Annotated in this window: 19 protein-coding genes and 1 tRNA gene; 11 read left to right on the forward strand and 9 right to left on the reverse strand. The window is 53.0% G+C overall.

What is annotated here, in order from left to right; genetic code table 11:
• Window positions 1–5 precede the first annotated feature (5 nt).
• From recJ to lysS, 3 genes are all read left to right on the forward strand, one after another.
• Window positions 6–1739: a single-stranded-DNA-specific exonuclease RecJ gene (gene recJ, locus FN082_RS22420; RefSeq protein WP_142982390.1), complete on the forward strand. Its 1734-nt coding sequence runs from the start codon at window positions 6–8 to the stop codon at window positions 1737–1739.
• An 85-nt stretch (window positions 1740–1824) separates the two neighbouring features.
• A protein-coding gene (gene prfB / locus FN082_RS22425; protein ID WP_139540270.1) for a peptide chain release factor 2 occupies window positions 1825–2923 on the forward strand; the annotation gives its coding sequence in 2 pieces (ribosomal slippage) (window positions 1825–1899 and window positions 1901–2923; 1098 coding nt in all).
• Between the two features lie 9 nt (window positions 2924–2932).
• Window positions 2933–4450, forward strand: a complete 1518-nt coding sequence (lysS, locus tag FN082_RS22430; RefSeq protein WP_110276696.1) for a lysine--tRNA ligase — start codon at window positions 2933–2935, stop codon at window positions 4448–4450.
• A gap of 43 nt (window positions 4451–4493) precedes the next feature.
• On the opposite strand, the gene idi is transcribed toward lysS, so the two are convergent.
• Genes idi through FN082_RS22450 form a run of 4 tightly spaced genes read right to left on the reverse strand, consistent with a single transcriptional unit; the run spans window position 4494 to window position 7910 of the window.
• Window positions 4494–5042, reverse strand: coding sequence for an isopentenyl-diphosphate Delta-isomerase (idi, locus tag FN082_RS22435; RefSeq protein WP_142982391.1), 549 nt, complete (start codon window positions 5040–5042; stop codon window positions 4494–4496).
• A gap of 53 nt (window positions 5043–5095) precedes the next feature.
• Complete coding sequence (locus tag FN082_RS22440; RefSeq protein ID WP_139540267.1) at window positions 5096–5812, reverse strand: DUF554 domain-containing protein; 717 nt, start codon at window positions 5810–5812, stop codon at window positions 5096–5098.
• A 14-nt stretch (window positions 5813–5826) separates the two neighbouring features.
• Complete coding sequence (locus tag FN082_RS22445) at window positions 5827–6405, reverse strand: UbiX family flavin prenyltransferase (protein ID WP_142982392.1); 579 nt, start codon at window positions 6403–6405, stop codon at window positions 5827–5829.
• Between the two features lie 11 nt (window positions 6406–6416).
• Window positions 6417–7910 carry a UbiD family decarboxylase gene (locus FN082_RS22450; protein ID WP_142982393.1) on the reverse strand — a complete coding sequence of 498 codons (1494 nt, stop codon included), beginning with the start codon at window positions 7908–7910 and terminating at the stop codon, window positions 6417–6419.
• A gap of 216 nt (window positions 7911–8126) precedes the next feature.
• Here FN082_RS22450 and FN082_RS22455 point away from each other — a divergent pair, with 216 nt between their 5' ends.
• The 3 genes from FN082_RS22455 to FN082_RS22465 all read left to right on the forward strand — a co-directional run bounded on the left by FN082_RS22455 (window position 8127) and on the right by FN082_RS22465 (window position 9986).
• The gene (locus FN082_RS22455) at window positions 8127–9023 is read left to right on the forward strand and encodes a LysR family transcriptional regulator (protein WP_139540262.1); all 897 of its coding nucleotides are present in this window, start codon (window positions 8127–8129) and stop codon (window positions 9021–9023) included.
• Between the two features lie 83 nt (window positions 9024–9106).
• A complete protein-coding gene (gene actS / locus FN082_RS22460) occupies window positions 9107–9832 on the forward strand; it encodes an amidase activator ActS (protein ID WP_139540261.1) in 726 nt (241 codons plus the stop codon).
• An 80-nt stretch (window positions 9833–9912) separates the two neighbouring features.
• Window positions 9913–9986 (forward strand) — tRNA-Gly (locus FN082_RS22465).
• Window positions 9987–10201: 215 nt separating this feature from the next.
• Here the strand turns inward: FN082_RS22465 and FN082_RS22470 are convergent.
• The 5 genes from FN082_RS22470 to FN082_RS22490 all read right to left on the reverse strand — a co-directional run bounded on the left by FN082_RS22470 (window position 10202) and on the right by FN082_RS22490 (window position 14513).
• Window positions 10202–10591 carry a VOC family protein gene (locus FN082_RS22470; RefSeq protein ID WP_142982394.1) on the reverse strand — a complete coding sequence of 130 codons (390 nt, stop codon included), beginning with the start codon at window positions 10589–10591 and terminating at the stop codon, window positions 10202–10204.
• A gap of 1 nt (window position 10592) precedes the next feature.
• On the reverse strand, window positions 10593–11924 hold the full coding sequence (fucP, locus tag FN082_RS22475; RefSeq protein WP_139540257.1) for an L-fucose:H+ symporter permease: 1332 nt from the start codon (window positions 11922–11924) through the stop codon (window positions 10593–10595).
• A 36-nt stretch (window positions 11925–11960) separates the two neighbouring features.
• The gene (locus tag FN082_RS22480) at window positions 11961–12902 is read right to left on the reverse strand and encodes a ribokinase (RefSeq protein ID WP_142982415.1); all 942 of its coding nucleotides are present in this window, start codon (window positions 12900–12902) and stop codon (window positions 11961–11963) included.
• An 11-nt stretch (window positions 12903–12913) separates the two neighbouring features.
• Window positions 12914–13603 (reverse strand): D-allulose 6-phosphate 3-epimerase, encoded by a 690-nt coding sequence (alsE, locus tag FN082_RS22485; protein WP_142982395.1) that lies wholly within the window; start codon window positions 13601–13603, stop codon window positions 12914–12916.
• A gap of 109 nt (window positions 13604–13712) precedes the next feature.
• On the reverse strand, window positions 13713–14513 hold the full coding sequence (locus FN082_RS22490) for a DeoR/GlpR family DNA-binding transcription regulator (RefSeq protein ID WP_139540253.1): 801 nt from the start codon (window positions 14511–14513) through the stop codon (window positions 13713–13715).
• 400 nt (window positions 14514–14913) lie between these two features.
• Between FN082_RS22490 and deoC the strand changes: the two genes are divergently transcribed.
• From deoC to uxuA, 5 genes are all read left to right on the forward strand, one after another.
• A complete protein-coding gene (deoC, locus tag FN082_RS22500) occupies window positions 14914–15627 on the forward strand; it encodes a deoxyribose-phosphate aldolase (RefSeq protein WP_139540249.1) in 714 nt (237 codons plus the stop codon).
• A 53-nt stretch (window positions 15628–15680) separates the two neighbouring features.
• Window positions 15681–17186: a xylulokinase gene (locus tag FN082_RS22505; RefSeq protein ID WP_142982396.1), complete on the forward strand. Its 1506-nt coding sequence runs from the start codon at window positions 15681–15683 to the stop codon at window positions 17184–17186.
• 55 nt (window positions 17187–17241) lie between these two features.
• Window positions 17242–18015, forward strand: coding sequence for a DeoR/GlpR family DNA-binding transcription regulator (locus FN082_RS22510; protein WP_139540246.1), 774 nt, complete (start codon window positions 17242–17244; stop codon window positions 18013–18015).
• Window positions 18016–18192: 177 nt separating this feature from the next.
• A complete protein-coding gene (locus tag FN082_RS22515; RefSeq protein ID WP_268887528.1) occupies window positions 18193–20274 on the forward strand; it encodes a prolyl oligopeptidase family serine peptidase in 2082 nt (693 codons plus the stop codon).
• A gap of 363 nt (window positions 20275–20637) precedes the next feature.
• Window positions 20638–21705 carry a mannonate dehydratase gene (uxuA, locus tag FN082_RS22520; RefSeq protein WP_142462045.1) on the forward strand — a complete coding sequence of 356 codons (1068 nt, stop codon included), beginning with the start codon at window positions 20638–20640 and terminating at the stop codon, window positions 21703–21705.
• The last annotated feature ends 455 nt before the right edge of the window (window positions 21706–22160 follow it).

The raw sequence follows: 22160 nt of genomic DNA on the forward strand, positions 1-22160 counted from the left end.
TTCGCGTGAAACAACAGATACAACTACGCCGCCGTGAGGCGGCTGACGACGCCGATTTGCCTTCAGACCTTCCCCCGCTGCTGCAACGGCTGTACGCCAGTCGCGGCGTGCGCAGCGCGCAGGAGCTGGAGCGCGGCGTGAAAGGCATGCTGCCATGGTCGCAGCTGACCGGCGTTGAGAAAGCAGTAGAGATGCTCTATGGGGCCTTCAAGCAGGATCTGCATATTGTCGTCGTCGGCGATTTTGACGCCGACGGCGCGACCAGCACCGCGCTGAGCGTCCTGGCCCTTCGCGCGCTGGGCTACGGCAACGTCTCTTACCTGGTCCCTAATCGCTTTGACGACGGTTATGGCCTGAGTCCGGAAGTGGTCGATCAGGCTCACGCCCGCGGCGCGCAGATGATTATGACCGTGGATAACGGCATTTCGTCCCACGCTGGCGTCGATCATGCTCATGCGCTGGGTATTTCGGTGCTGGTGACCGATCACCATCTGCCGGGGGATACGCTGCCCGCCGCCGAAGCGATTATTAACCCGAACCTGCGTGACTGCGAGTTCCCGTCAAAATCGCTGGCCGGAGTAGGCGTGGCCTTTTATCTGATGCTGGCGCTGCGCACTTTTCTCCGTGATAAAGGCTGGTTTGAGGAGCGCGGTATTGCGCCACCGAATCTGGCTGATTTACTCGACCTGGTGGCGCTTGGCACCGTGGCGGACGTTGTACCGCTGGATGCCAACAACCGTATTCTGACCTGGCAGGGGCTGAGCCGCATTCGGGCGGGTAAATGCCGTCCAGGCATTAAAGCGCTGCTGGAAATCTCTAATCGCGATCCGCAAAAGCTGGCGGCCAGCGATCTCGGTTTCGCGCTGGGTCCGAGGCTTAATGCGGCGGGACGGCTGGACGATATGTCCGTTGGTGTGGCGCTGCTGCTGTGTGACAACACCGGCGAAGCGCGAATGCTGGCGAATGAACTTGATGCGCTAAATCAGACGCGTAAAGAGATAGAGCAGGGAATGCAGGCGGAAGCGCTGACCTTGTGCGAAAAGCTGGAACGCAGCAGTGAAACGCTACCAGGTGGGCTGGCGATGTATCACCCGCAGTGGCATCAGGGCGTTGTCGGCATCCTGGCTTCACGCATCAAAGAGCGTTTTCATCGTCCGGTCATCGCTTTTGCGCCCACCGGAGACGGACTGCTAAAAGGCTCCGGTCGGTCGATTCAGGGGCTGCACATGCGCGATGCGCTGGAGCGCCTGGATACGCTCTATCCTGGCATGATTCTGAAGTTCGGCGGCCATGCTATGGCTGCGGGACTGTCGCTGGAAGAGGGGCGCTTTGACGAGTTTCAGCAACGCTTTGGCGAGCTGGTAACCGAGTGGCTCGACCCCGCGCTATTGCAAGGGGAAGTGGTCTCTGACGGTCCTCTGGCGGCGGCTGAAATGAGTATGGAAGTCGCACAGATGCTGCGCGACGCAGGGCCGTGGGGGCAAATGTTCCCCGAACCGCTGTTCGATGGCCGTTTTCGCATTTTACAGCAGCGGCTGGTCGGCGAGCGTCACCTGAAGGTCATGGTTGAACCCGTTGGCGGCGGCCCGCTGCTGGATGGTATCGCGTTTAATGTCGATACTTCCATTTGGCCAGATCCCGGCGTTCGTGAAGTGCAGCTAGCCTATAAGCTTGATATCAATGAGTTCCGCGGGAACCGCAGCCTGCAGCTGATCATTGACCACCTCTGGCCAAATTGACAACAGTATATTAATAAGGGCGCGAATCCGGTAGAATTCCGCTCTTATCACCGCATTTTGACGAATCCATTAAAAGAAACCGATCATGTTTGAAATAAATCCGGTAAAAAACCGCATTCAGGACCTCACGGAGCGCTCCGACGTTCTCAGGGGGTATCTTTGACTATGATGCTAAGAAAGAGCGTCTCGAAGAAGTAAACGCCGAGCTGGAACAGCCGGACGTCTGGAACGAACCCGAGCGCGCTCAGGCGCTGGGCAAAGAACGTTCCTCGCTGGAAGCCATCGTTGATACGCTGGATCAGATGTCTCAGGGGCTGGAGGATGTTTCTGGTCTTCTGGAGCTGGCCGTTGAAGCCGATGACGAAGAGACTTTCAACGAAGCCGTTGCTGAACTTGACGTGCTGGAAGAGAAGCTGGCGCAGCTGGAATTCCGCCGCATGTTCTCCGGTGAATACGACAGCGCCGATTGCTACCTTGATATCCAGGCCGGTTCCGGTGGTACAGAAGCACAGGATTGGGCCAGCATGCTGACGCGTATGTATCTGCGTTGGGCTGAAGCCCGCGGCTTTAAAACCGAGATTATCGAAGAGTCTGAAGGCGAAGTGGCGGGCATTAAGTCCGTGACTATCAAGATTATCGGCGATTACGCCTACGGCTGGTTGCGTACCGAAACCGGCGTGCATCGCCTGGTGCGTAAGAGCCCGTTCGATTCCGGCGGCCGCCGCCACACTTCTTTCAGCTCTGCGTTCGTTTACCCGGAAGTGGATGACGATATTGATATCGAAATCAACCCGGCGGATCTGCGTATCGACGTTTATCGCGCATCTGGCGCGGGCGGTCAGCACGTTAACCGTACGGAATCCGCGGTACGTATCACCCACATTCCGACCGGCTTAGTGACGCAGTGCCAGAACGACCGTTCACAGCACAAGAACAAAGACCAGGCCATGAAGCAGATGAAAGCGAAGCTTTATGAGCTGGAAATGCAGAAGAAAAATGCCGAGAAGCAGGCGATGGAAGATACCAAGTCCGACATCGGCTGGGGCAGCCAGATCCGCTCTTACGTGCTGGATGACTCCCGCATTAAAGATCTGCGCACCGGGGTGGAAACCCGCAACACTCAGGCGGTGCTGGACGGCAGCCTGGATCAATTTATCGAAGCAAGTTTGAAAGCAGGGTTATGAGGAACCAACATGTCTGAACAACAAGCACAGGGCGCTGACGCGGCAATTGACCTTAATAATGAACTGAAAGCCCGTCGTGAAAAGCTGGCTGCACTGCGTGAGCAGGGTATCCCGTTCCCGAATGATTTCCGTCGTGACCACACCTCTGATCAACTGCACGCTGACTTCGATGCGAAAGAAAACGAAGAGCTGGAAGCGCTGAATGTTGAAGTCGCCGTTGCTGGCCGCATGATGACCCGTCGTATTATGGGTAAAGCTTCCTTCGTTACGCTGCAGGACGTAGGCGGCCGCATTCAGCTGTACGTTGCGCGTGACGATCTGGCTGAAGGCGTTTACAACGAGCAGTTCAAAAAATGGGACCTCGGTGACATTATCGCTGCTCGCGGTAAGTTGTTCAAAACCAAGACCGGTGAACTCTCTATCCATTGCACCGAGCTGCGTCTGCTGACCAAAGCCCTGCGCCCGCTGCCGGACAAATTCCACGGCCTGCAGGATCAGGAAGCGCGTTATCGTCAGCGCTATCTGGACCTGATCTCCAATGATGAATCTCGCAACACCTTTAAAGTTCGTTCGCAGATCCTGGCTGGCATTCGTCAGTTCATGGTCGGTCGCGGCTTTATGGAAGTTGAAACTCCGATGATGCAGGTGATCCCTGGCGGCGCTTCCGCCCGTCCGTTTATCACCCATCACAACGCACTGGACCTCGACATGTACCTGCGTATCGCGCCGGAACTGTACTTGAAACGTCTGGTGGTTGGCGGTTTTGAGCGTGTGTTCGAAATCAACCGTAACTTCCGTAACGAAGGCATCTCCGTTCGCCATAACCCAGAGTTCACCATGATGGAACTCTATATGGCGTATGCGGATTATAAAGATCTGATTGAGCTGACTGAATCTCTGTTCCGCACGCTGGCGCAGGACGTTCTGGGCCACACTGAAGTGCCTTATGGCGATCAGACCTTCGACTTCGGCAAGCCGTTTGAAAAACTGACCATGCGTGAAGCTATCAAGAAATACCGTCCGGAAACCGAGATGGCGGACCTGGATAACTTCGATTCCGCGAAAGCCATTGCTGAAAGTATCGGCGTTCACGTTGAGAAGAGCTGGGGTCTGGGCCGTATCGTGACCGAGATCTTCGAAGAAGTGGCGGAAGCGCACCTGATTCAGCCAACCTTCATTACTGAATATCCGGCAGAAGTTTCTCCGCTGGCGCGCCGTAACGACGAGAACCCGGAAATCACCGACCGCTTTGAATTCTTCATCGGCGGGCGTGAAATTGGTAACGGCTTCAGCGAGCTGAACGATGCCGAAGACCAGGCGCAGCGCTTCCTGGATCAGGTAAACGCGAAAGCCGCTGGTGATGACGAAGCGATGTTCTATGATGAAGACTACGTGACCGCGCTGGAGCATGGCCTGCCGCCGACTGCGGGTCTGGGTATTGGTATCGACCGTATGGTCATGCTGTTCACTAACAGCCACACCATCCGCGACGTGATCCTGTTCCCGGCGATGCGTCCGGTAAAATAAACATTACCGTAATAAACGAAACCCCAGCAGAACTGGGGTTTTTTTATGCCTGACGGCTAAAATTTATCAATGCTTCACGCGCATTATCGTCCGTAGCCTGCATCACCATCCACGGGCTAAAGGCCCACGGCGTAGCGCGGATCCCGCTTAAAACATCCTCAAGATTGCTCCACTGAAAATCCATTACTTCATCAAGATTGATCTGCAATGGGCTGGCTCTTCGTGCGGCATACACCGGGCAGACTTCGTTCTCGACAATACCGTTTGGCGCCACGGCCCGATAGCGAAATTCAGGATAGACAGGCGTCATGCTGTGGATATCGACACCTAACTCAAAGCGGCAGCGGCGTTCAACGGCCTGTTCAAAGGTTTCACCGGTTTGCGGGTGTCCGCAGACTGAATTCGTCCAGACGCCGGGCCAGGCTTTTTTAGCCAGCGAGCGACGGGTGACCAGTAATTGACCTTTTTCATTGAACAACCAGCAGGAAAATGCGAGGTGCAAAGGGGTATTGAGGGTGTGAGCGGCATACTTCTCCAGCATACCTGAAGGCTTATCTTGCTCATCGAGCAAAATGACATGTTCCCCGGCCATGACAACTCCTGAAAATAAAAAATGACCCGGCACAAACCCGCCGGGTCATGTACTCAGGCCACTAGGGTAGCCCATAAATGGGACAAAGGCATTACCAAAACAAGCCCTGGTAACATATTCGCTACCGGAAATAGCTTAATGTTGCAGATACGCAACCCGGTTGCCACCATCAGCAGCCCGCCTGCGCAGGAGAAATCCGCCATCATATCCGGGGTGATCATTGGCAGAATAACCACCGCCAGCATCGCCAGCGCCACTTGAATAACGATCTGCGGGATGGCAATGGTCATCACCGCGTAGCCCAGCAGCGTGGCGAAGATCCCAGCAGTAAACAGATCGAGAATCGTTTTAATATACAGTATTGATGGATCGCCGCTCATCCCCTCGGTCATCGCCCCAAAGATGCCGGTACCGCTGGCGCAAAATAGCACCAGGATGGCGACAAATTTCTCGGTGAACTCTTCATGGCTGAGGCCATTGACCGGCGGCAGAACTTTGTTGATTAAACCGCGCGTGGATCCCGCTGCTTTTCCGATTCTTTTTTCCAGATGCAGAAGCTCGCCGAGGAGTGCGCCGATCACCATGGCCAGCACCACGGCGGGCATGTACTTCACTTTTAACACCAGGGTGATGCCCAAACCTACGGAGCAAAGGCCGAAGGTCATTGGCAGCGCTGTTTTGACGCGATCCGGGAGTTTACTCCCCCCCATGGCGCCAATTAATCCACCAATAATGACGGCGGAACCATTTACATACGGGCCGATTAACATTGAATAATTTCCTGTTAATTAAAACTTAGCTCGCCTTCACCCCAGCGAGGGATGTTGTTGACCTCAAGGTCAAACAGATCGAGCGCGCGATTAACGCTGTGAGTAATGATGTCGTCCGCCGTTTGTGGCCGTTGGTAAAGCGCCGGGACCGGCGGAAAGATAATCCCGCCCATCTCGGTGACGGCGGCCATGTTGCGAATATGTCCGAGGTTCAGCGGCGTTTCCCGGGCCAGCAGCACCAGTCGACGACGCTCTTTCAGCACGACATCAGCCGCCCGGGTGAGCAGGTTGTCAGTCAGGCAATGGGCAATCGCCCCCAAAGAACGCATTGAGCAGGGGGCCACCAGCATACCCAGCGTTTTAAACGAACCGCTGGAGATTGCTGCTCCAAGATTAGCGATGGGATGCACCACGTCAGCCAGCGCCACCACGTCGTCCAGGCAGTAATCCGTCTCCAGTTCGCAGGTTTTTTCCGCGCCTTTCGAGACCACCAGGTGGACTTCAACGGGAAGCGGACGAAGTAGCTCCAGCGCCTTAACACCGTACTGAAACCCGGACGCCCCGCTGATACCAATGATGATGCGTGCTGTCATGGTGGTCTCCTTTATTCGAAATCAGGCAGGAAGCGTTTAACGTCCACTTCTTTAAATTTGGAGCGCTGGAAATTGTGCTTCAGATGGAACGGCACCGTGCAGTCGAAAATTGTTTTGCACGACATCCCCTGCTGTAGGATGCTCGGGCTGTATTCCGGAACCTGTGATGGGTCGAGCGGGTGGCAGCGGACACCGGGAATAGTAATGGTGTCGACATCGCCCTGGTAGCGGGTTTGCATGGCCCAGAGAACGTCATCGCTATCGAAAATATCGACATCTTCATCCACCAGGATGACATGCTTGAGTTCCGGGAATGCAGAGAAAGCCAGCAGAGCCGCCTGACGCTGACGGCCTTCATCCGCCGGGGATGATTTTTTAAATTGCAGCACTGCCAGCAGCTTACCGCCGCCCGCTGAATGGGCGAAAACGTTCAGCAGTTTGCCCGGCATGGCGCGTTCGACCATATCCAGAATGCTGGCTTCTGTGGGGATACCGGCCATATTGACGTGTTCTTCACCTGGCCCGACGGTGGTACGCCAGATGGGGTTGATGCGGTGGGTCACGGCTTTCACCTTGATGACCGGGATCGCCTCTTTCGCTTCGCCGGTATAGCCCGGAAATTCAGGCATTGCGCGACCGGTGTTGGTGTTCTGATCTTCACGTACGCGTGCGTTTGGCAGCAGTTCGCCTTCAATCACAATCTCGGCGTGGGCGATGGCTTTTTCATTAATGGTTTTACACTGCACCATCTCAACCGGCTTACCGCGCAGCGCACCCGCGATGCTCAGCTCATTGAAGCCCAGCGGTGTGGTTGGTGGTTCAAAGCAGGCCGCAATTTCAATCGCCGGATCCACGCCGATGCTGATAGAAATCGGCAGCGGCTGGCCTGCGGCTTCCGCCTTCATACGGAAAGCATCAATATGACGACCGGGGGTCAGCCACATGGAGAGTTCGTCGCGACTCTGTACACACAGGCGGTGAATAGTGATATCGGACTCGTGCGTTTCCGGGTCTGAGGCGTAGCACAGACCCATGGTGATATAGGGGCCTGCGTCCTCCTCCGTGTTGGTTGGAGCAGGCAGTAGTTTACGCAGATCGAAATCGGCATCGCTCGCCAGATGTACCACTTCCTGACATACCGCTGTACCTTGAGCCATTATCGGTGCGATGGCGTTTTCGACCGAGTTTTTTAGCAGATGGCCCAGCTTTGCCGGTTCACACTGGAGAAAATGGCTGACGCGCTGGCGCGAGCCGTTCAGGCCAATCGCCACGCTGATATCATTAAATCCTTTGATTTTATTGAAGACCATGACCGGCCCATTCTTGCGGGTCGGGCGCTGGCAGGTACCACCTGCACCCACGTAGCGATAAACCCCGGAGAGTTCAGCGTGCGGGTCGACTTCGGTATCGGTTTCAACATACTCGCCGGGAAGCGTTTTCAGGAGTTCTAGCGCAGAACGTAAATCATGCACCGTTGAAGTTTTTTTGTTATCAGTATTTGTCATGGGATGTTCCTTCGGAAAAGAAGTTTCGCTACCTGCACAATATTTTTCATGGCGCTTTAAAACAAATACCGTTTACCGGATGGTCAGTAGATCAAAAAAGTTTATTTTAACAATCTGTTAAATAATGATTAATGAATATGGAGTGTAACGGGGCCAGCTTTTTATTTCTCCAGGTAAGTGTGATACTGATGACAAATTAAACTACGGGTGATGATGATGGATTTAAAGCGCTTACGCTATTTTTGTCGGGTGGTGGAGCAAGGCTCGGTCAGCCAGGCGGCGAAATCGCTGAATATGGCGCAGCCGCCGCTCAGTAAGCGGATTCAGGAGCTGGAAGAGGAGCTTCAGGTATCGCTTTTTGTTCGTCGCGGTAACCGCATTGAACCGACTGAAGCCGGTTTTTTCCTCTATCGAAAAGGCTGCGAAATATTACGTCAGGTAGAAGATACCGCCCGTGAAACGACGGATATCGCGCAAAAAAATCGTACCGAGTTGAGAATCGGACTAACTCACCTCTATCAGAATTATTTTAAGGCGCTATTAATGGAGGTGTACCGGCGTAATCCGGAAACTTCGATAAATATTTCCGTTACCGATTCCAGCCATCTTGAGACCTTATTAACAGAAGGTGGTATCGATCTGGCCTTAATTCAGCGGCCCTATCGCAGCGAAGGATTTGATTATGTCTCGTTTGATCCGATCAAGCTGGTTGCGGTTATCAACAAAAAATGTCTTTCGTCTCCGCCACCTAATCCTTATAACTATACTGCGCTGGCGGCGTTGCCGCTGGTGTTGCTACATCGAGCAAAGGATTCAGGGACTTACGAGATGCTGATGGATCTGTTTCGTAAATCAGGAGTCAGTGCGAAAGTTATTATGCATATCACGCAGCCGGGCGTTATCCTCGACTGGCTGGAGTCCGGTCTTGAAGCGGCGACGCTGCTACCGTCTTCTGAAGTTGATGCTGATAAACTTAGTCAGTGCTACGTAGTGGATGTCTTCCCCTCGCCGCAAATATTTTATCCTGCGTTGGTGAAATTACCCTCCATGTCTTATCTACCTGCACTGATGGATATTATTGCGCAGGGATATCCGTTTAATACTTCCGGATGATGCCTATCGATTGGGGATCGTGCGGCTGGCTGGTATGATAATGCCCCTGGTTTTTAGGTGACAGTTTGTGTGCAGGACGCCTGATGAGTAAACGCTTTTATATCACGATAATGTTGGTGAGCAGCCTGATCGTTGCGGGGTGTTCCAGTTCATCTGATTCCGGCTCTACGTATACCGTTAAGCGCGGCGATACGCTATACGCTATTTCACGTTCCACCGGCACCAGCGTCAGGGATCTCGCCCGTCTCAACAATATTTCGCCTCCCTATACCATCGAAGTGGGGCAGAAACTGAAGCTGAACAGCACTTCAGGGACTACAGCGAAGGCGAATACATCCAGCAAGAAATCATCTGCGAAACGCACCGCTGCAGTGACACCATCTTCGGCGGTACCACAATCCTCCTGGCCGCCGGTAGGGCAGCGCTGCTGGCGCTGGCCAACCAGCGGCAAAGTCGTACTTCCATATTCCACCAGCGATGGCGGTAATAAAGGTATCGATATCGCCGGTAAGCGAGGTCAGCCGGTGTATGCGGCAGGGGCGGGCAAAGTGGTGTACGTGGGGAACCAGCTACGCGGCTACGGTAACCTGATTATGATTAAACATAATGAGGATTACATTAGCGCCTATGCGCACAATGATAAGCTGATGGTGAATAACGGCCAGAGCGTGAAGATTGGGCAGCAGATTGCCACCATGGGTAGCTCGGATGCGGATTCCGTACGTCTGCATTTCCAGATTCGTTACCGCGCGACGGCTATCGACCCGTTGCGCTATTTGCCGCCGCAGGGTAGTAAGCCTAAGTGCTAAAAGGTTATTTTATCGGCAGTTAGCGTAGTTTGGGCTTGTCAGCCGGTGCGTAAGGTCTATAATGGCCCACGCACTTCTTTGCGGGCGTAGTTCAATGGTAGAACGAGAGCTTCCCAAGCTCTATACGAGGGTTCGATTCCCTTCGCCCGCTCCAGATTTACTTCTCCCTGACTCTCCTGAATTCAATTACCCCTTGTAATATTAATGCATGGCAGATAATGGTGGTGATAAAGACATCATCGGCAATACCATTAAGCACTTTAGCCATCTGTGCATTACTGATTTCATGACGAATCCGATCCTTTTAGACCCGATTTATCTGGGTCTAAAAGGATACCTGTGCAGAAAAATATATTTTATAACAGCACGTTATCTTTTAAATGCATCGAACTCAAGACGTTCGCCATCCGGGCCGCGAATAAGCAGGAAACGTACGCATTCTTCCTCAACAGGCCCTTCATCCAGCGGATAGCCGAGTGCTTCCAGTCTCTTCTGAACGGCATCCAGGTCGCTGACTTCAAGCGCAAGATGATCGATACCGCAGCGAGGCGCGTCAAAAGGAACCCCTTCGGGTAGTTGGTACAGTTCGAGAACAGTACCCCCCATTTCAATAAAAGCGACCTCAATGGTGCCCTGCGGCGAGGGTTTGCTAAACCGCTGCTGGCGCTTAAAGCCTAGCGGTTCATAGAATGCCAGCGAACGCGTTAAATCATTCACCTGATACCCGATATGGGCAATATTGTTGATAAGTTCGCGCATCTTATACCCCCTTACGCACGCACCAGAAACCGTAGAAAGCGACATAAACAAAGCACAATAACGGGGCGATAAAGGCGATTTGCATATTACCGCCGTTCATATCAGAAATAATCCCCATCACCAGCGGAATAACGGCCCCGCCGATAATTGACATCACGACTATCGATCCTGCGGTTTGTGTATCTTTCCCCATACCTTTGATGACCAGACCAAAGTTGGTCGGCCAGCATGGCGCCATACAGAAACTCACAAGAATCAGCGCGTAGACCGCCAGCATTGAGCTGCTAAATACGGCAATCAGCAGGAGGGCTGTTGCTGCTAATGCAAAGGTGCCAAGCAGTAATGCCGGATTCAGTCGGTTCATCAACCAGGTCGCAATCGCTTTTCCAGCGGCGTAAATCACCAGCGAAGCCAGCAGCCAATAGGTGGCTGAGTGCTCGCTGGTGCCCTGCTGCACGAGCTGCACGAATCGAATAGTGAAGCTCCATACGCCTACCTGAGCACCCACGTATAAAAACTGCGACAGAACCCCAAGACGGAAACGTGGTATGGCAAACAGGCGTTTAAGCGTTGGTCCCATGCTTTCTGCGGGAACCTGCTGCTGAGATTGCGTGCCCTTGCATGTCGGGAATTTGATAAACACAAAAACCAGAGCCAGCACCACCAACACAGAACCGATAATCAGGTAAGGCCCGACAACCTGTCCCACCATCTGATGGCGCGCGGCGTCCGCGGCGGCGGCGGGCATTGCCAGCAGCTGTTCATGGCTGGGATCGTGTTCGCCAAAGACCATAACCTGGCCGATAAGCACGCCGGAAATAACGCCGAGGGAATTAAATATCTGTGAGAAGTTAATGCGCTGGGTGGAGGACTGAATGGGGCCAAGCAGGCTTGAGTAGGTATTCGCCGAGGTTTCCAGGAAAGAGAGTCCGCAGGCAATAACCCCCAGGCAGGCGAGGAACGCGCCATAGGTCATGATCTGCGCGGCCGGGATGAACAGGAAGCAGCCGAGGGCGTACAGGCACAGCCCAATAATAATCGCCGCTTTATACGAATAACGTTTAATCAGCGCCGCCGCAGGCAGGGCGACAAAAAAGTAACCGAGGAAAAAAATCGACTGCACCAGCGCGGTCTGAGTATCCGTTAAATCAAAACCCTTTTTAAATTGGGCAATCAATATGTCGTTCAGGTTGCCCGCCATACCCCATAGCGCAAACAGGCAGCACACCAGTAAAAACTGGAGCCAGGGGGTATGCGGTAAATAGGCGCTGGTATCCAATTTTTCGGTTTGGAGCGCCGCTTTATCGACCTTATCCGTTGTTAGCGTACTCATTGAGCTATCCTCGTAATGGTTTTTATATCGTAGGGTTTATGCCATTTCATAATCAGAGGTGGCACGTAAAAGACGTTCCAGGGCTTCTTCGTAATCTGGTAAGGATGACGCGCCCTGTTTTTCAACGCTGACGGCGGCATAGGCTGCGGCAAATTGCGCCGCTGTATGCAAGGGCTCGCCGCAGGCAAGCCGCGCCGCCAGCGCGCCGTTGAATGCATCGCCCGCGCCGGTGGTATCGCGGGGATGAGAAGGAAAGCACGGGATATGGGATTTCACGCCTTGCTCACTCAGCAATGCGCCATTTGCGCCAAGCGTAATAATGACGTTGCGGGCGCCCTGGGCATGCAGAACATCTGCGGCTTCTGAAGCACCTGCGAGATCGTCAACGCGACATCCGGTCATTAACCTGGCCTCTGTCGCATTCGGGGTGAGCAAATCAACTTTGCTAAGAAAATCCTTGTCAACGGGTTGCCAGGGCGCGGGATTCAGAACCACAAATGCACCGGCCTTTTTGCCCGCATCAACGACTTGTTCAATGGCGGAAAGGTTATTTTCCAACTGGACCAGAACCACATCCGCGCAGCCGATGGCGGGAATACAGGCGGCGATTTCATCATCGGTCACCGTCATGTTGGCACCGGGATCGACGGCAATCATGTTTTCGGCATCGTTGCCGGCAACATAAATCAGCGCATTGCCGGTGGGGACAGACTCCGCGACCAATAGCGTCACGGCATTAAAACCGATACTTTTCAGATGGCGACGAGCAAAATGGCCGAACGTATCATTACCAATCTTGCCGATATAGTGGACATTGGCCCCCGCTTTTAGCGCGGCGGTGGCCTGGTTCGCCCCTTTTCCTCCGGCGCTGGTCATACTTCCGCAGGCGACTAACGATTCGCCCGGTACGGGAAAGCGCTCCACTCTGGCGACCATGTCCAAATTGAATGAACCAAAAACGCAGACTTTTTCTGACATCATTCACTCCTCTATACGTGCTCAGGGGAACGCAGCGCGGCGGCCAGGTCCTGGGACATATTTTCCCAGGACTGCGCGAGGGGCATATCCGGGCGAAATAAACCGCTGCTGCCCATAATCAATATCTGTGCCCCGGCTCCCAGCAGCTCACGGTAGGTGTGGCGGTTGCATGAGCCGTCGACTTCCAGCAAGAAGTTGAGGTTGCGGATCTCTTTTAGCTGATGAAGCTGGGCGATTTTTGCGGTCATTTCGGGAATAAACGGCTGACCGGCATAGCCCGGATCGACGGTCATCACGGTGACCTTATCGAGCAGATGCAGATAGTGCTGCACGCTCTCAATTGGCGTGGCGGGATTGAGTACCATGCCAACTTCTTTTCCCGCATGGCGAATCATATTGATGACGCGAAAGGCTTCCCGGCAGATGGTTTCCGGGTGAAGTGAAATGGCGTCTGCCCCGGCCTTAATGAGCGCCGGGATAAACGACACTGGTTCTTCTACCATCAAATGCACATCGATTGGCAGCGATGTAAAAGGGCGAATTTGCTCTACAAAACTGGCCGATAGCGCCAGGTTTTTGACGTAGTGCCCATCCATCACGTCGACATGCAGCCTGTCGGCTTTGTCGTTTAAAAAGTGCAGCTGTTCCGTCAGCTTCATCATGTCCATACACATGAGCGAGGGAGAAATGTAATAACGCATAAGGCCTCTTTGTTCCGGTCGTAGGCTGATTTCAGGCAAAGTCTGGTCCTACCGCGCGAAGCAGCGTTTCGACAATGCTCGTATTAACCGTCACGTCATGACGGTGCACTCAGGCGATGTGTATGCCAACGTTGTGCCAGGTCATCTCTTTCTCCAGCAACGGATCGTCAAACTTTTCGGTAATTAAACAGTCCAGTTCGCCTAATCCTCCTAGCCGCGCTATGCCCAAACGTCCTAACTTGCTGGCATCGACGAGCGCAATCACCTGTCGTGCTGCCACCATCATCTGTCTTAGCAGCGCGGCGTGGGCTTCCGTTCCGGTATACAGGCCGCTATCGCGTTCCAGGCCCTGACATGAGAAAAAAAGCGTATCTACGGCATACTCGCGAAGCATCCTTGAGGTGGTTTCACCAAAGAACGACTCTTCGCTCGGGGAAAAATCGCCCCCTAGCCCCACCAGATGCAATGAGCGTCTGCTCATCAGCGCTTGCAAGATCCGGATGGACGGCGTGATAACCGTTAACGCTATCTCAGGCATCTGGCGGGCTAAAAACCAGCTGGTGCTGCTGCCGTCCAGCAAAATCGTCTTTCCCGGCTGAAGGAACTGCAGCGCTTTCCGCGCAATGCGCATTTTGCCTTCACTGTGCAGCAACGTTCTTTGCTGAAAGCTTCCCTGGGTATCCTCTACCGGGAGGGCGAAAGTTATCGTTTTGCTCGCCGGGAGCGGGTTTTCCGCGACGAGCGCCCCACCATGACTACGATTTAATATCCCTTGTCGCTCCAGCTCGTTCAGATCGCGGCGGATCGTTTCTCTGGAAACATGAGTCGCCTGCGCAATTTCATTTACCCGCATGACTCCGCGTTGGCCCAACAGCTCGATAATCAAACGATGACGTTCCAGCGGCAACATAGCTCTCTCCTGCAGTGCGTAATCAGATTACCTGTCCCTTGAACAGGGCGTTGCGACGCCGGGAATATCCGCTGAAGGCCGCATTTTTCTCGTCGGGCTGTGTGATAGAACGCGCATTTCAACCCTCTATCACGTACATATTTCGATTGCCTCACCTGTTATCCAGTCACAAACAAAAACAAACAAAAATAAATGCAATATTGCTTTTGCGCCCGTTTATGACCGTTTTTTCCCGCCCAGAGATGGCGTCATTCATTTCCCGCCTTTTAATTAAAAGCAAATGAAAATAAAAAAATGCTAATTTGATCACGTTATTTTCATTTGATGCGTTTTTAAATGGATTTACGCGAGATAACAGCATTAAATGAAAGTAACTAAAAACAAAGAGCAGGATTAAATCATGAATGAAACAACCCGTCGTTTTGCACGTTTGATTGACCTGAGCGCAGTGCAGGCAACCAGTACTGAAGCCGATGTTCGCGCCTGTGCCGAACTGGCGACTCGATACAACATTATTTCCGTACATGTGCTGCCCTGCTGGACGCGCTTTCTCAGTACGTTACTGCCGCAGCAGGGAACGGGAGAGGTGATGATTGGCGGACCGGTCGGCTTTCCCGGCGGCGGGCATACTACCGACACCAAGGTGCAGGAAGTACGGCAGCTGATTGCCGATGGTGCTCGCGAAGTGGATATGGTGGTGAACATCGGCAAAGTTTTATCCGGCGATTATGACTATGTGCGTGAAGATTTACGCCGCGTGGTGGAAGCCGCCGCCCCCGTACCGGCGAAGGTGATCCTCGAAACGCATTATCTGAACGAAGAGCAAATTCGTCGCGTTTGTGATATTGCCGTAGAGGTCGGGATGAAGTGGGTTAAGACCTCCACCGGCTGGGCGCCGACGGGCGCGACGGTGGAAAAAGTCAGCATCATCGCCCATCAGCTTAACGGTCGAATCGATATTAAAGGCGCAGGGGGCATTCGCGATCTGGAAACGGTCCGCGCGCTCTATCAGCTTGGCGTTCGCCGCTTTGGTATGAGCCATGGCGCGGTAACAAAGGTGCTGGCGGAACTGGAGCAATACCCTGAACGCTTTCCTGAGTTGAATGCCAGGTAAACTGAGAGGCTGCGGGCCTGATGGCCCGCCTTAAGACGTCACCGGAGTCAGTGATGAAAGATAAAATACTCACTATTGATGTTGGTACTGGCAGTACTCGTGCGGCTATTCTGCAAGTCGATGGCACCATGATCGGCTTTGCGCAAAGGGAGTATGAGCAAACGACGCCACGTGCGGGTTGGTCAGAACAGGCCCCTTCACTATGGTGGCAGGCCGCCTGTGAATGCATCCGCGAAATTCTCCACCGTTATCCTGAAGCGGTTTCGCAGATTGCGGTTATTGGTGCCTGCGGGCAGATGCATGGCACGGTGCTGCTGGACGATGATGGCAAGCTGCTGGAGGACCGGGCGCTATTGTGGAATGACAAACGCAGCCAGCCTCAGGTTGATGCCTTTGTTGCGCGAGAAGGGCGGGACAAGTGGCTGACGCATTTAAATAACCCGCCAGCGGCGGCATGGCCCGCTTTTAAACTTGCGTGGTGGCGCGAGCATCATCCGCAAAGCTGGCCGAAGTTAGCTAAAGTTCTGATGCCAAAAGACTATATTAACTTCATGCTGAGCGGTGCTCTGGCGACCGACTATAGTGAGGCATCCTGCTATTTTCTTATGGATAGCGAAACACTAAGCTGGTCTTCGCATGCCTGCGAGATGTTTGGCCTCAGGGTCGATCAGTTACCGGACCTTAAACTATCCAGCGATGTTATCGGGCAGGTGACGCCGCTTGTATCCGGCCTTACGGGCCTGCCGATGGGGATCCCTGTGGTCGCCGGCACTTCTGATATGGCGGCTTCCTTGATCGGTTCAGGCGTGTATGAGCCAGGAATGGCCTCTGACTCCACGGGGACCTCGACGCTGATAACGGTGGTGTCGCAGCGTCCATTACAGCATCCGTTGGTCAATAACCTTCATCTGGCAAACTCTGCCTGGGGTGGATTCACTATTCTGGATGCTGGCGGTGATGCCGTTCGCTGGGCGCGGCTGGCGCTTTCCGACAACCAGATCACGCACCCGCAGCTTTTGCAGGAGGCGGCGGAGGTACCGGCAGGCGCGGAAGGGTTGCTATTTCTTCCCTATCTGACGGGAGAGCGTCTGGCCGAGAAAAACAATTCGCGTGCGCAGTTCTTCGGCCTGCAGCGAAAGCATCGTCGCGGTCATTTATTCCGTGCGGTGCTGGAAGGGGTAGCGTTTGCTTCCTGGCGTAACCTCCGTCAACTGCAGGAGTGCGGACAATATCCGCAACAAATGATCGCTTCCGGCGGCGGCGCGCGCGGCCAGCTATGGCTTGAAATCAAAGCTGCGGCCTACAATCTTCCGATATTATCTACGCGCAATCAGGAGAATGGCGTCACCGGATGCGGTATTATCGCGGGAGTTGGCGTGGGGCTTTACGCCGACTTTGCCAGCGGCGTGCGGCAGACGGTGCAATTCGACAAACTGATCTCGCCCGATCCCCGACTGCGGGACTATTACCAATCCTGCACGGAGCTATTTGATACGCTCTACCGGCAATCCACCGCCTTATATGACCGGCTGGATGCTCTGAGCGCAGGACCAGACTGAAGGTAAGTCAGCGCTGTTATCGTGCGGTAAATGGTGTAAATAAAAGAGAGGCAGAATGTTTGCAGAAGAAAGACAGGAGAAGTTGCTCAGTATTCTCAGGGAAAAACGCAAAGTTACTGTTTCTGAGATGTGTGATGTCTTTAATGTATCTGGAGCCACCATTCGCGCCGATCTCCGCCAACTGGAAGATGAAGGGCTACTCACCCGTACGCATGGCGGGGCCGTTCTTCGCACGCGGGCGAGCTTCGAACAGGCCTCTGATACGCGCGAAATTGTGAACCTCAGCGCGAAAGAGCGGATCGGCCAACGTGCAGCGGCGCTGGTGGAGGATGGCGACATTATTGTGTTGGATACGGGCACGACGACTCTGCATATCGCGCGCAACATTCGCGATCGACAGAACGTCACGGTGGTGACCAACGATTATCAAATAGCTCGTGAGCTGGAAGCCAGCCCCTCTATTCAGACCATTCTGTTGGGCGGTATCGTGAAGAAGGGATACCACTGCGTGGTGGCGATCAACGGACGCTCCATTCTTGATACGCTGAACGTCGATAAAGCGTTTATGGGCACGAATTCGCTCTCGCTGAAACACGGCGCCTGCGTTGCCGATATTTTGCTGGCAGAAACGAAACGCGGAATGGTTGAACACGCCAGCCAGGTGATTATTGTCTGTGACTATAGCAAGCTCAATAACACCTCTCTTGCCCAGTTTACTGCCGCAAGTCGCATTGATACGGTGGTGATCGATCGCCTGCCCGATGAGGTTCAGGAGTATCGTAACGCCGGAATTCAGATTATCTCTCTGGATGAAGAGGAACACCTTTAGCGTCAGTCTCTGCGACGTAGTCAATAAGCTGGCCGCTTATCACGGCTGGCCGGTTCTGCTTTATCTCTCCCGGTATGATAACTTCCTCCACGCATCCGGACATTTTTATTCATTTTTCTGCTGCGGTAGTCTAATCAAAACGAGAAGGCTTAAATCTCTCCATAACAAAGCCCGCTCATGGCCCCGAACTCAGCCAGAACCCATCAGGAAGAGACAACTATGACGCAAAAAAGTATTCAGGAACTGCTCAACAAACTGGAAACTCCGCAGGACGATGACGCCCTGCGCTGGGTGGCGGATCAAAATAGCCGCACTATCGCAAAATTTGCGCAGGGTGAGCGTTTTCATCGTACGCAGAAGGCCGTTTTGCAATCGCTGGACGATCAATCGAATATTCCCTGGGTTAGCCACTATCGTGAAACGGTTTATAACTTTTGGCAGGATGAACAGCATCCGCGCGGTATCTGGCGGCGAACGACGGAAGTCTCCTGGTTGGCGGATAACCCTGAATGGGAAACGGTGCTGGACATCGACCGGCTAAATGAAGAGGAGAGTGCAAGCTGGAACTATCACGGTGCCGATATCCTCTACCCGGATTACATGCGGGCGCTAATCTATCTGTCGAGCGGTGGTGATGCATGTGAAATCCGCGAGTTTGATCTGGTTAACAAGACTTTTGTTGCCGACGGGTTTTATCTTCCCGAAAGTAAAAGCTCCGCTCGCTGGCTTGATGAAAATACGCTTCTTTTAGCGCTTGATGCGGGGGGCGATACGCTGACCCAATCGGGCTATCCTCGCTGCGTTAGCCGCTGGCAGCGCGGAACACCTGCGCAGGATGCCGCGCTCATTTATGCCGGAACTGAGTCGGATATGCGTGTATATGCCTGGCACGATCCGACCCCTGGTTTTGAGAAAACGCTGGTGCAGCGCGCTGAGGATTTTTATCGCCGCCGCACCTGGCTGTTGACCGCGCAAAATGAACTGGAACCCATTGCTATTCCTGAAGATGCATCATGCGGTTTTCTGCAAAACTGGCTTCTGGTGATGCTGACCTCGGCCTGGCAGATTGCCGACAAAACCTATCCCGCAGGCTCGTTGATCGCGACCGATTTTACGGCTTTTCAGCAGGGCCAGCGCGATTTTACCGTTCTGTTCACGCCGGATGCCCACACTACGCTGCAAGGCTACGATACGACGCGTGACTACCTGATACTCAATCTGACTCAGGATGTGGTCGAAAAAGTAACATTTTGCCGCCCCGAACACGGTCAGTGGCGCAACGTTAACACGCTGGAATTGCCCGATTTCACCTGTATTTCAGCATATGGCATTGACATAGAGAGCAACCGCTATCGAGTCGTTAGCTATGGATTCTTGCAATCTTGCCGCCTGAGCCTTGGCTGTCTGGACAGCGGGAATCTAATTGCCGTGAAACAGGACCCGTCCTGTTTTGATGCCTCGGGTATCGAGGTGACTCAGCATTTTGCTATTTCTCTGGACGGTACGCGCATCCCGTATTTTCAGATTTCTGCTAAGGGACTGGCATTAACCGCCGACAACCCGACTTTGCTTTATGGTTACGGTGGTTTCGAGGTTTCTTTGTCTCCGTACTATTTGGGCGCAATGGGGGAAACCTGGCTGCAAAAGGGAGGCGTTTTCGTCGTCGCGAATATTCGCGGTGGAGGGGAATACGGACCACTGTGGCATCAGGCGGCGTTGAAACAACACCGCCATCGCGCCTATGAAGATTTTGCGGCGGTAGCGAAAGACCTGATCGCGCGCCGCGTAACCTGCCCGAAACGGCTTGCGGCGCAAGGAGGGAGCAACGGCGGCTTGCTGATCGGCAATATGCTAACAGATTACCCGGAGCTTTTTGGCGCGCTGGTTTGCCAGGTACCGCTTCTGGATATGCGTAACTATCATCGCTGGCTGGCAGGGGCGTCATGGGTAGCGGAATACGGCGACCCGGAGAACGCAGAAGAGTGGCAATGGCTGCAAAACTACTCGCCGTTCGACAAGGTTCGTGCAGATAAGCATTATCCGCCGACATTGTTTACTACCGGTACGCAAGACGATCGCGTTAGCCCAGCCCATGCGCGCAAAATGGTGGCGCACATGCAGCAGCAGGGCCACGATAATGTCTGGCTGTATGAAGAAACTGAAGCCGGTCACGGCAGCTCGCCGGAAAATAGCCAACGGGCATTTCAACGAGCGATGAAAGAAGAGTTTCTTTGGCAGATGCTGACTGAACGAAAATAGAGAAAATGCCTGTGGCTGTTGGCGTAAACAGCCTGCACAAAGGCGCTCCCCCGGCTTTAATACGCCGGAGGAGCAATTTGGCGTTGTTACGCTTGTCAATCATTCAGCCGCATTGCCAATGATTGTTCAGGTGGTCGCCGAACCCGATAATAAAATGACTCATATCCCACCATCAGTTATGAATCCGAATACTTTATTTTTCTGAGATATCTATTATCGCCAGATAAATAACGCTCCGTATTTTAGATATTACTCTGCTGACGTTTATTTTTTATTGATAAGCATTGATCTAATAAAGATTACTGAATATGCTATAAAATACTAGTATGGTACAGACCTGGAAAATTAAAGGCGGAAGTTAACATGCAGATGACAATGCGGTGGTTCGGTCCACAGGAAGATAAAATCCCTCTGGAGTATATTCGGCAGGTTCCTGGGGTAGAAGGCGTCGTGGGTGCGCTTTACGACGTTGCTCCCGGCGAAGTCTGGCCGGTAGAAAAAATTAAGGCGCTGGTCGAGCAGGCTCACGCCGCTGGGCTGAAGATGGAAGTGATCGAAAGCGTAAACATTCACGATGACATCAAAATTGGTTCATCAGAACGCGATCGCTACATAGAAAACTATAAGCAAACCATCCGCAACCTGGCGGGGTTTGGCGTAAAAGTCATCTGCTACAATTTCATGCCGGTCTTCGACTGGATGAAGACCGACATGAACTATGTGCTGCCGGATGGCTCATTGACCATGGCTTTTGAAAAGCACGGTATTGATAAGACGCTGGAAGAGGTGGTTAAAGAGGTACTGGAAAACTCGAACGGTTTTGCTTTACCGGGTTGGGAACCTGAGCGTCTGGCTAAGGTACAGGAGCTGTTTGCGCGCTATAGCGATGTTGATGATGCGAAGCTACGGGAAAACTTGTTCTATTTCTTACGTGAAGTCGTTCCGGTATGTGAGGAAGTCGGTGTCAAAATGGCTATTCACCCGGACGATCCGCCGTATTCCATTTTTGGCCTGCCGCGAGTGGTAAAAAATCATGCCGACCTGGCGCTGATTTGCGATACGGTTGACTCTCCGGCGAACGGTATCACGCTTTGTACTGGCTCAATTGCTGAAGATCCGGACAACAACGTTTATGAAATACTGGCTGATTTCACTCGCCGTAAACGCCTCCATTTCGCACACGTGCGTAATATCAAGCTGATAAAAGATAAAGACTTTTATGAATCGGCACATCCTTCCCAGTACGGTTCGCTGGATATGTACCGAGTCATGCAGGCTCTTCATGACAATGGATTTGACGGCTATATTCGTCCGGATCATGGTCGCTTTATCTGGGGTGAAACAGGGCGTCCAGGATACGGGCTTTACGATCGCGCACTGGGCGTCACCTATCTGATGGGGCTATGGGAAGCGCTGGAAAAGAAAAAGTAATGATCTGAAAATCCGGGGGCATATGTCCCCGGTAACTATTATTTAAGCGCTGCAAAAGCAGGCTAAACCCGCTAGCTTTCGCTTATTATGGAAAGGCTTTTTATATTACTAACAGGCATAACAATAAAATATTTATCTCTACTTTTGCAATCATCATTCTTACACAGATGATTCAATCCTCTTTTTTGAAAGATCGTACTATTCAGTATCATCTAAGCTGTGGATATGATTGGCTAATTTACACCAGGTAAGGTCCCAGAAATCTACAGAATCGGCGTTCGTTCATGTATGATTTTCTTCCCGTTGGGGGAGTTTCTGCTGTTTATTGCAGTTTTTGATCTGAACGGTTCATCATTGATGATAATTATTTAGGCGGTGAATTTTATTTGACGCCTGACGGAAATAACGAGCCCGACCATCTTTCAGATAGCTGAATCATTGTGGGGGCATCACAG

Origin of the sequence: Klebsiella spallanzanii, assembly GCF_902158555.1 — a bacterium.
GTDB lineage: Bacteria > Pseudomonadota > Gammaproteobacteria > Enterobacterales > Enterobacteriaceae > Klebsiella > Klebsiella spallanzanii.

What these genes read in the sequence shown, in the direction of transcription:
- FN082_RS22450 (WP_142982393.1), bottom strand. Translation starts at nt 7,910, where the DNA reads ATGACAAATACTGATAACAAAAAAACTTCAACGGTGCATGATTTACGT.
- uxuA (WP_142462045.1), top strand. Translation starts at nt 20,638, where the DNA reads ATGCAGATGACAATGCGGTGGTTCGGTCCACAGGAAGATAAAATCCCT.
- FN082_RS22490 (WP_139540253.1), bottom strand. Translation starts at nt 14,513, where the DNA reads ATGTTGCCGCTGGAACGTCATCGTTTGATTATCGAGCTGTTGGGCCAA.
- FN082_RS22455 (WP_139540262.1), top strand. Translation starts at nt 8,127, where the DNA reads ATGGATTTAAAGCGCTTACGCTATTTTTGTCGGGTGGTGGAGCAAGGC.
- FN082_RS22480 (WP_142982415.1), bottom strand. Translation starts at nt 12,902, where the DNA reads ATGTCAGAAAAAGTCTGCGTTTTTGGTTCATTCAATTTGGACATGGTC.
- actS (WP_139540261.1), top strand. Translation starts at nt 9,107, where the DNA reads ATGAGTAAACGCTTTTATATCACGATAATGTTGGTGAGCAGCCTGATC.
- lysS (WP_110276696.1), top strand. Translation starts at nt 2,933, where the DNA reads ATGTCTGAACAACAAGCACAGGGCGCTGACGCGGCAATTGACCTTAAT.
- deoC (WP_139540249.1), top strand. Translation starts at nt 14,914, where the DNA reads ATGAATGAAACAACCCGTCGTTTTGCACGTTTGATTGACCTGAGCGCA.
- FN082_RS22510 (WP_139540246.1), top strand. Translation starts at nt 17,242, where the DNA reads ATGTTTGCAGAAGAAAGACAGGAGAAGTTGCTCAGTATTCTCAGGGAA.
- FN082_RS22470 (WP_142982394.1), bottom strand. Translation starts at nt 10,591, where the DNA reads ATGCGCGAACTTATCAACAATATTGCCCATATCGGGTATCAGGTGAAT.
- alsE (WP_142982395.1), bottom strand. Translation starts at nt 13,603, where the DNA reads ATGCGTTATTACATTTCTCCCTCGCTCATGTGTATGGACATGATGAAG.
- FN082_RS22515 (WP_268887528.1), top strand. Translation starts at nt 18,193, where the DNA reads ATGGCCCCGAACTCAGCCAGAACCCATCAGGAAGAGACAACTATGACG.
- FN082_RS22440 (WP_139540267.1), bottom strand. Translation starts at nt 5,812, where the DNA reads ATGTTAATCGGCCCGTATGTAAATGGTTCCGCCGTCATTATTGGTGGA.
- idi (WP_142982391.1), bottom strand. Translation starts at nt 5,042, where the DNA reads ATGGCCGGGGAACATGTCATTTTGCTCGATGAGCAAGATAAGCCTTCA.
- FN082_RS22505 (WP_142982396.1), top strand. Translation starts at nt 15,681, where the DNA reads ATGAAAGATAAAATACTCACTATTGATGTTGGTACTGGCAGTACTCGT.
- fucP (WP_139540257.1), bottom strand. Translation starts at nt 11,924, where the DNA reads ATGAGTACGCTAACAACGGATAAGGTCGATAAAGCGGCGCTCCAAACC.
- FN082_RS22445 (WP_142982392.1), bottom strand. Translation starts at nt 6,405, where the DNA reads ATGACAGCACGCATCATCATTGGTATCAGCGGGGCGTCCGGGTTTCAG.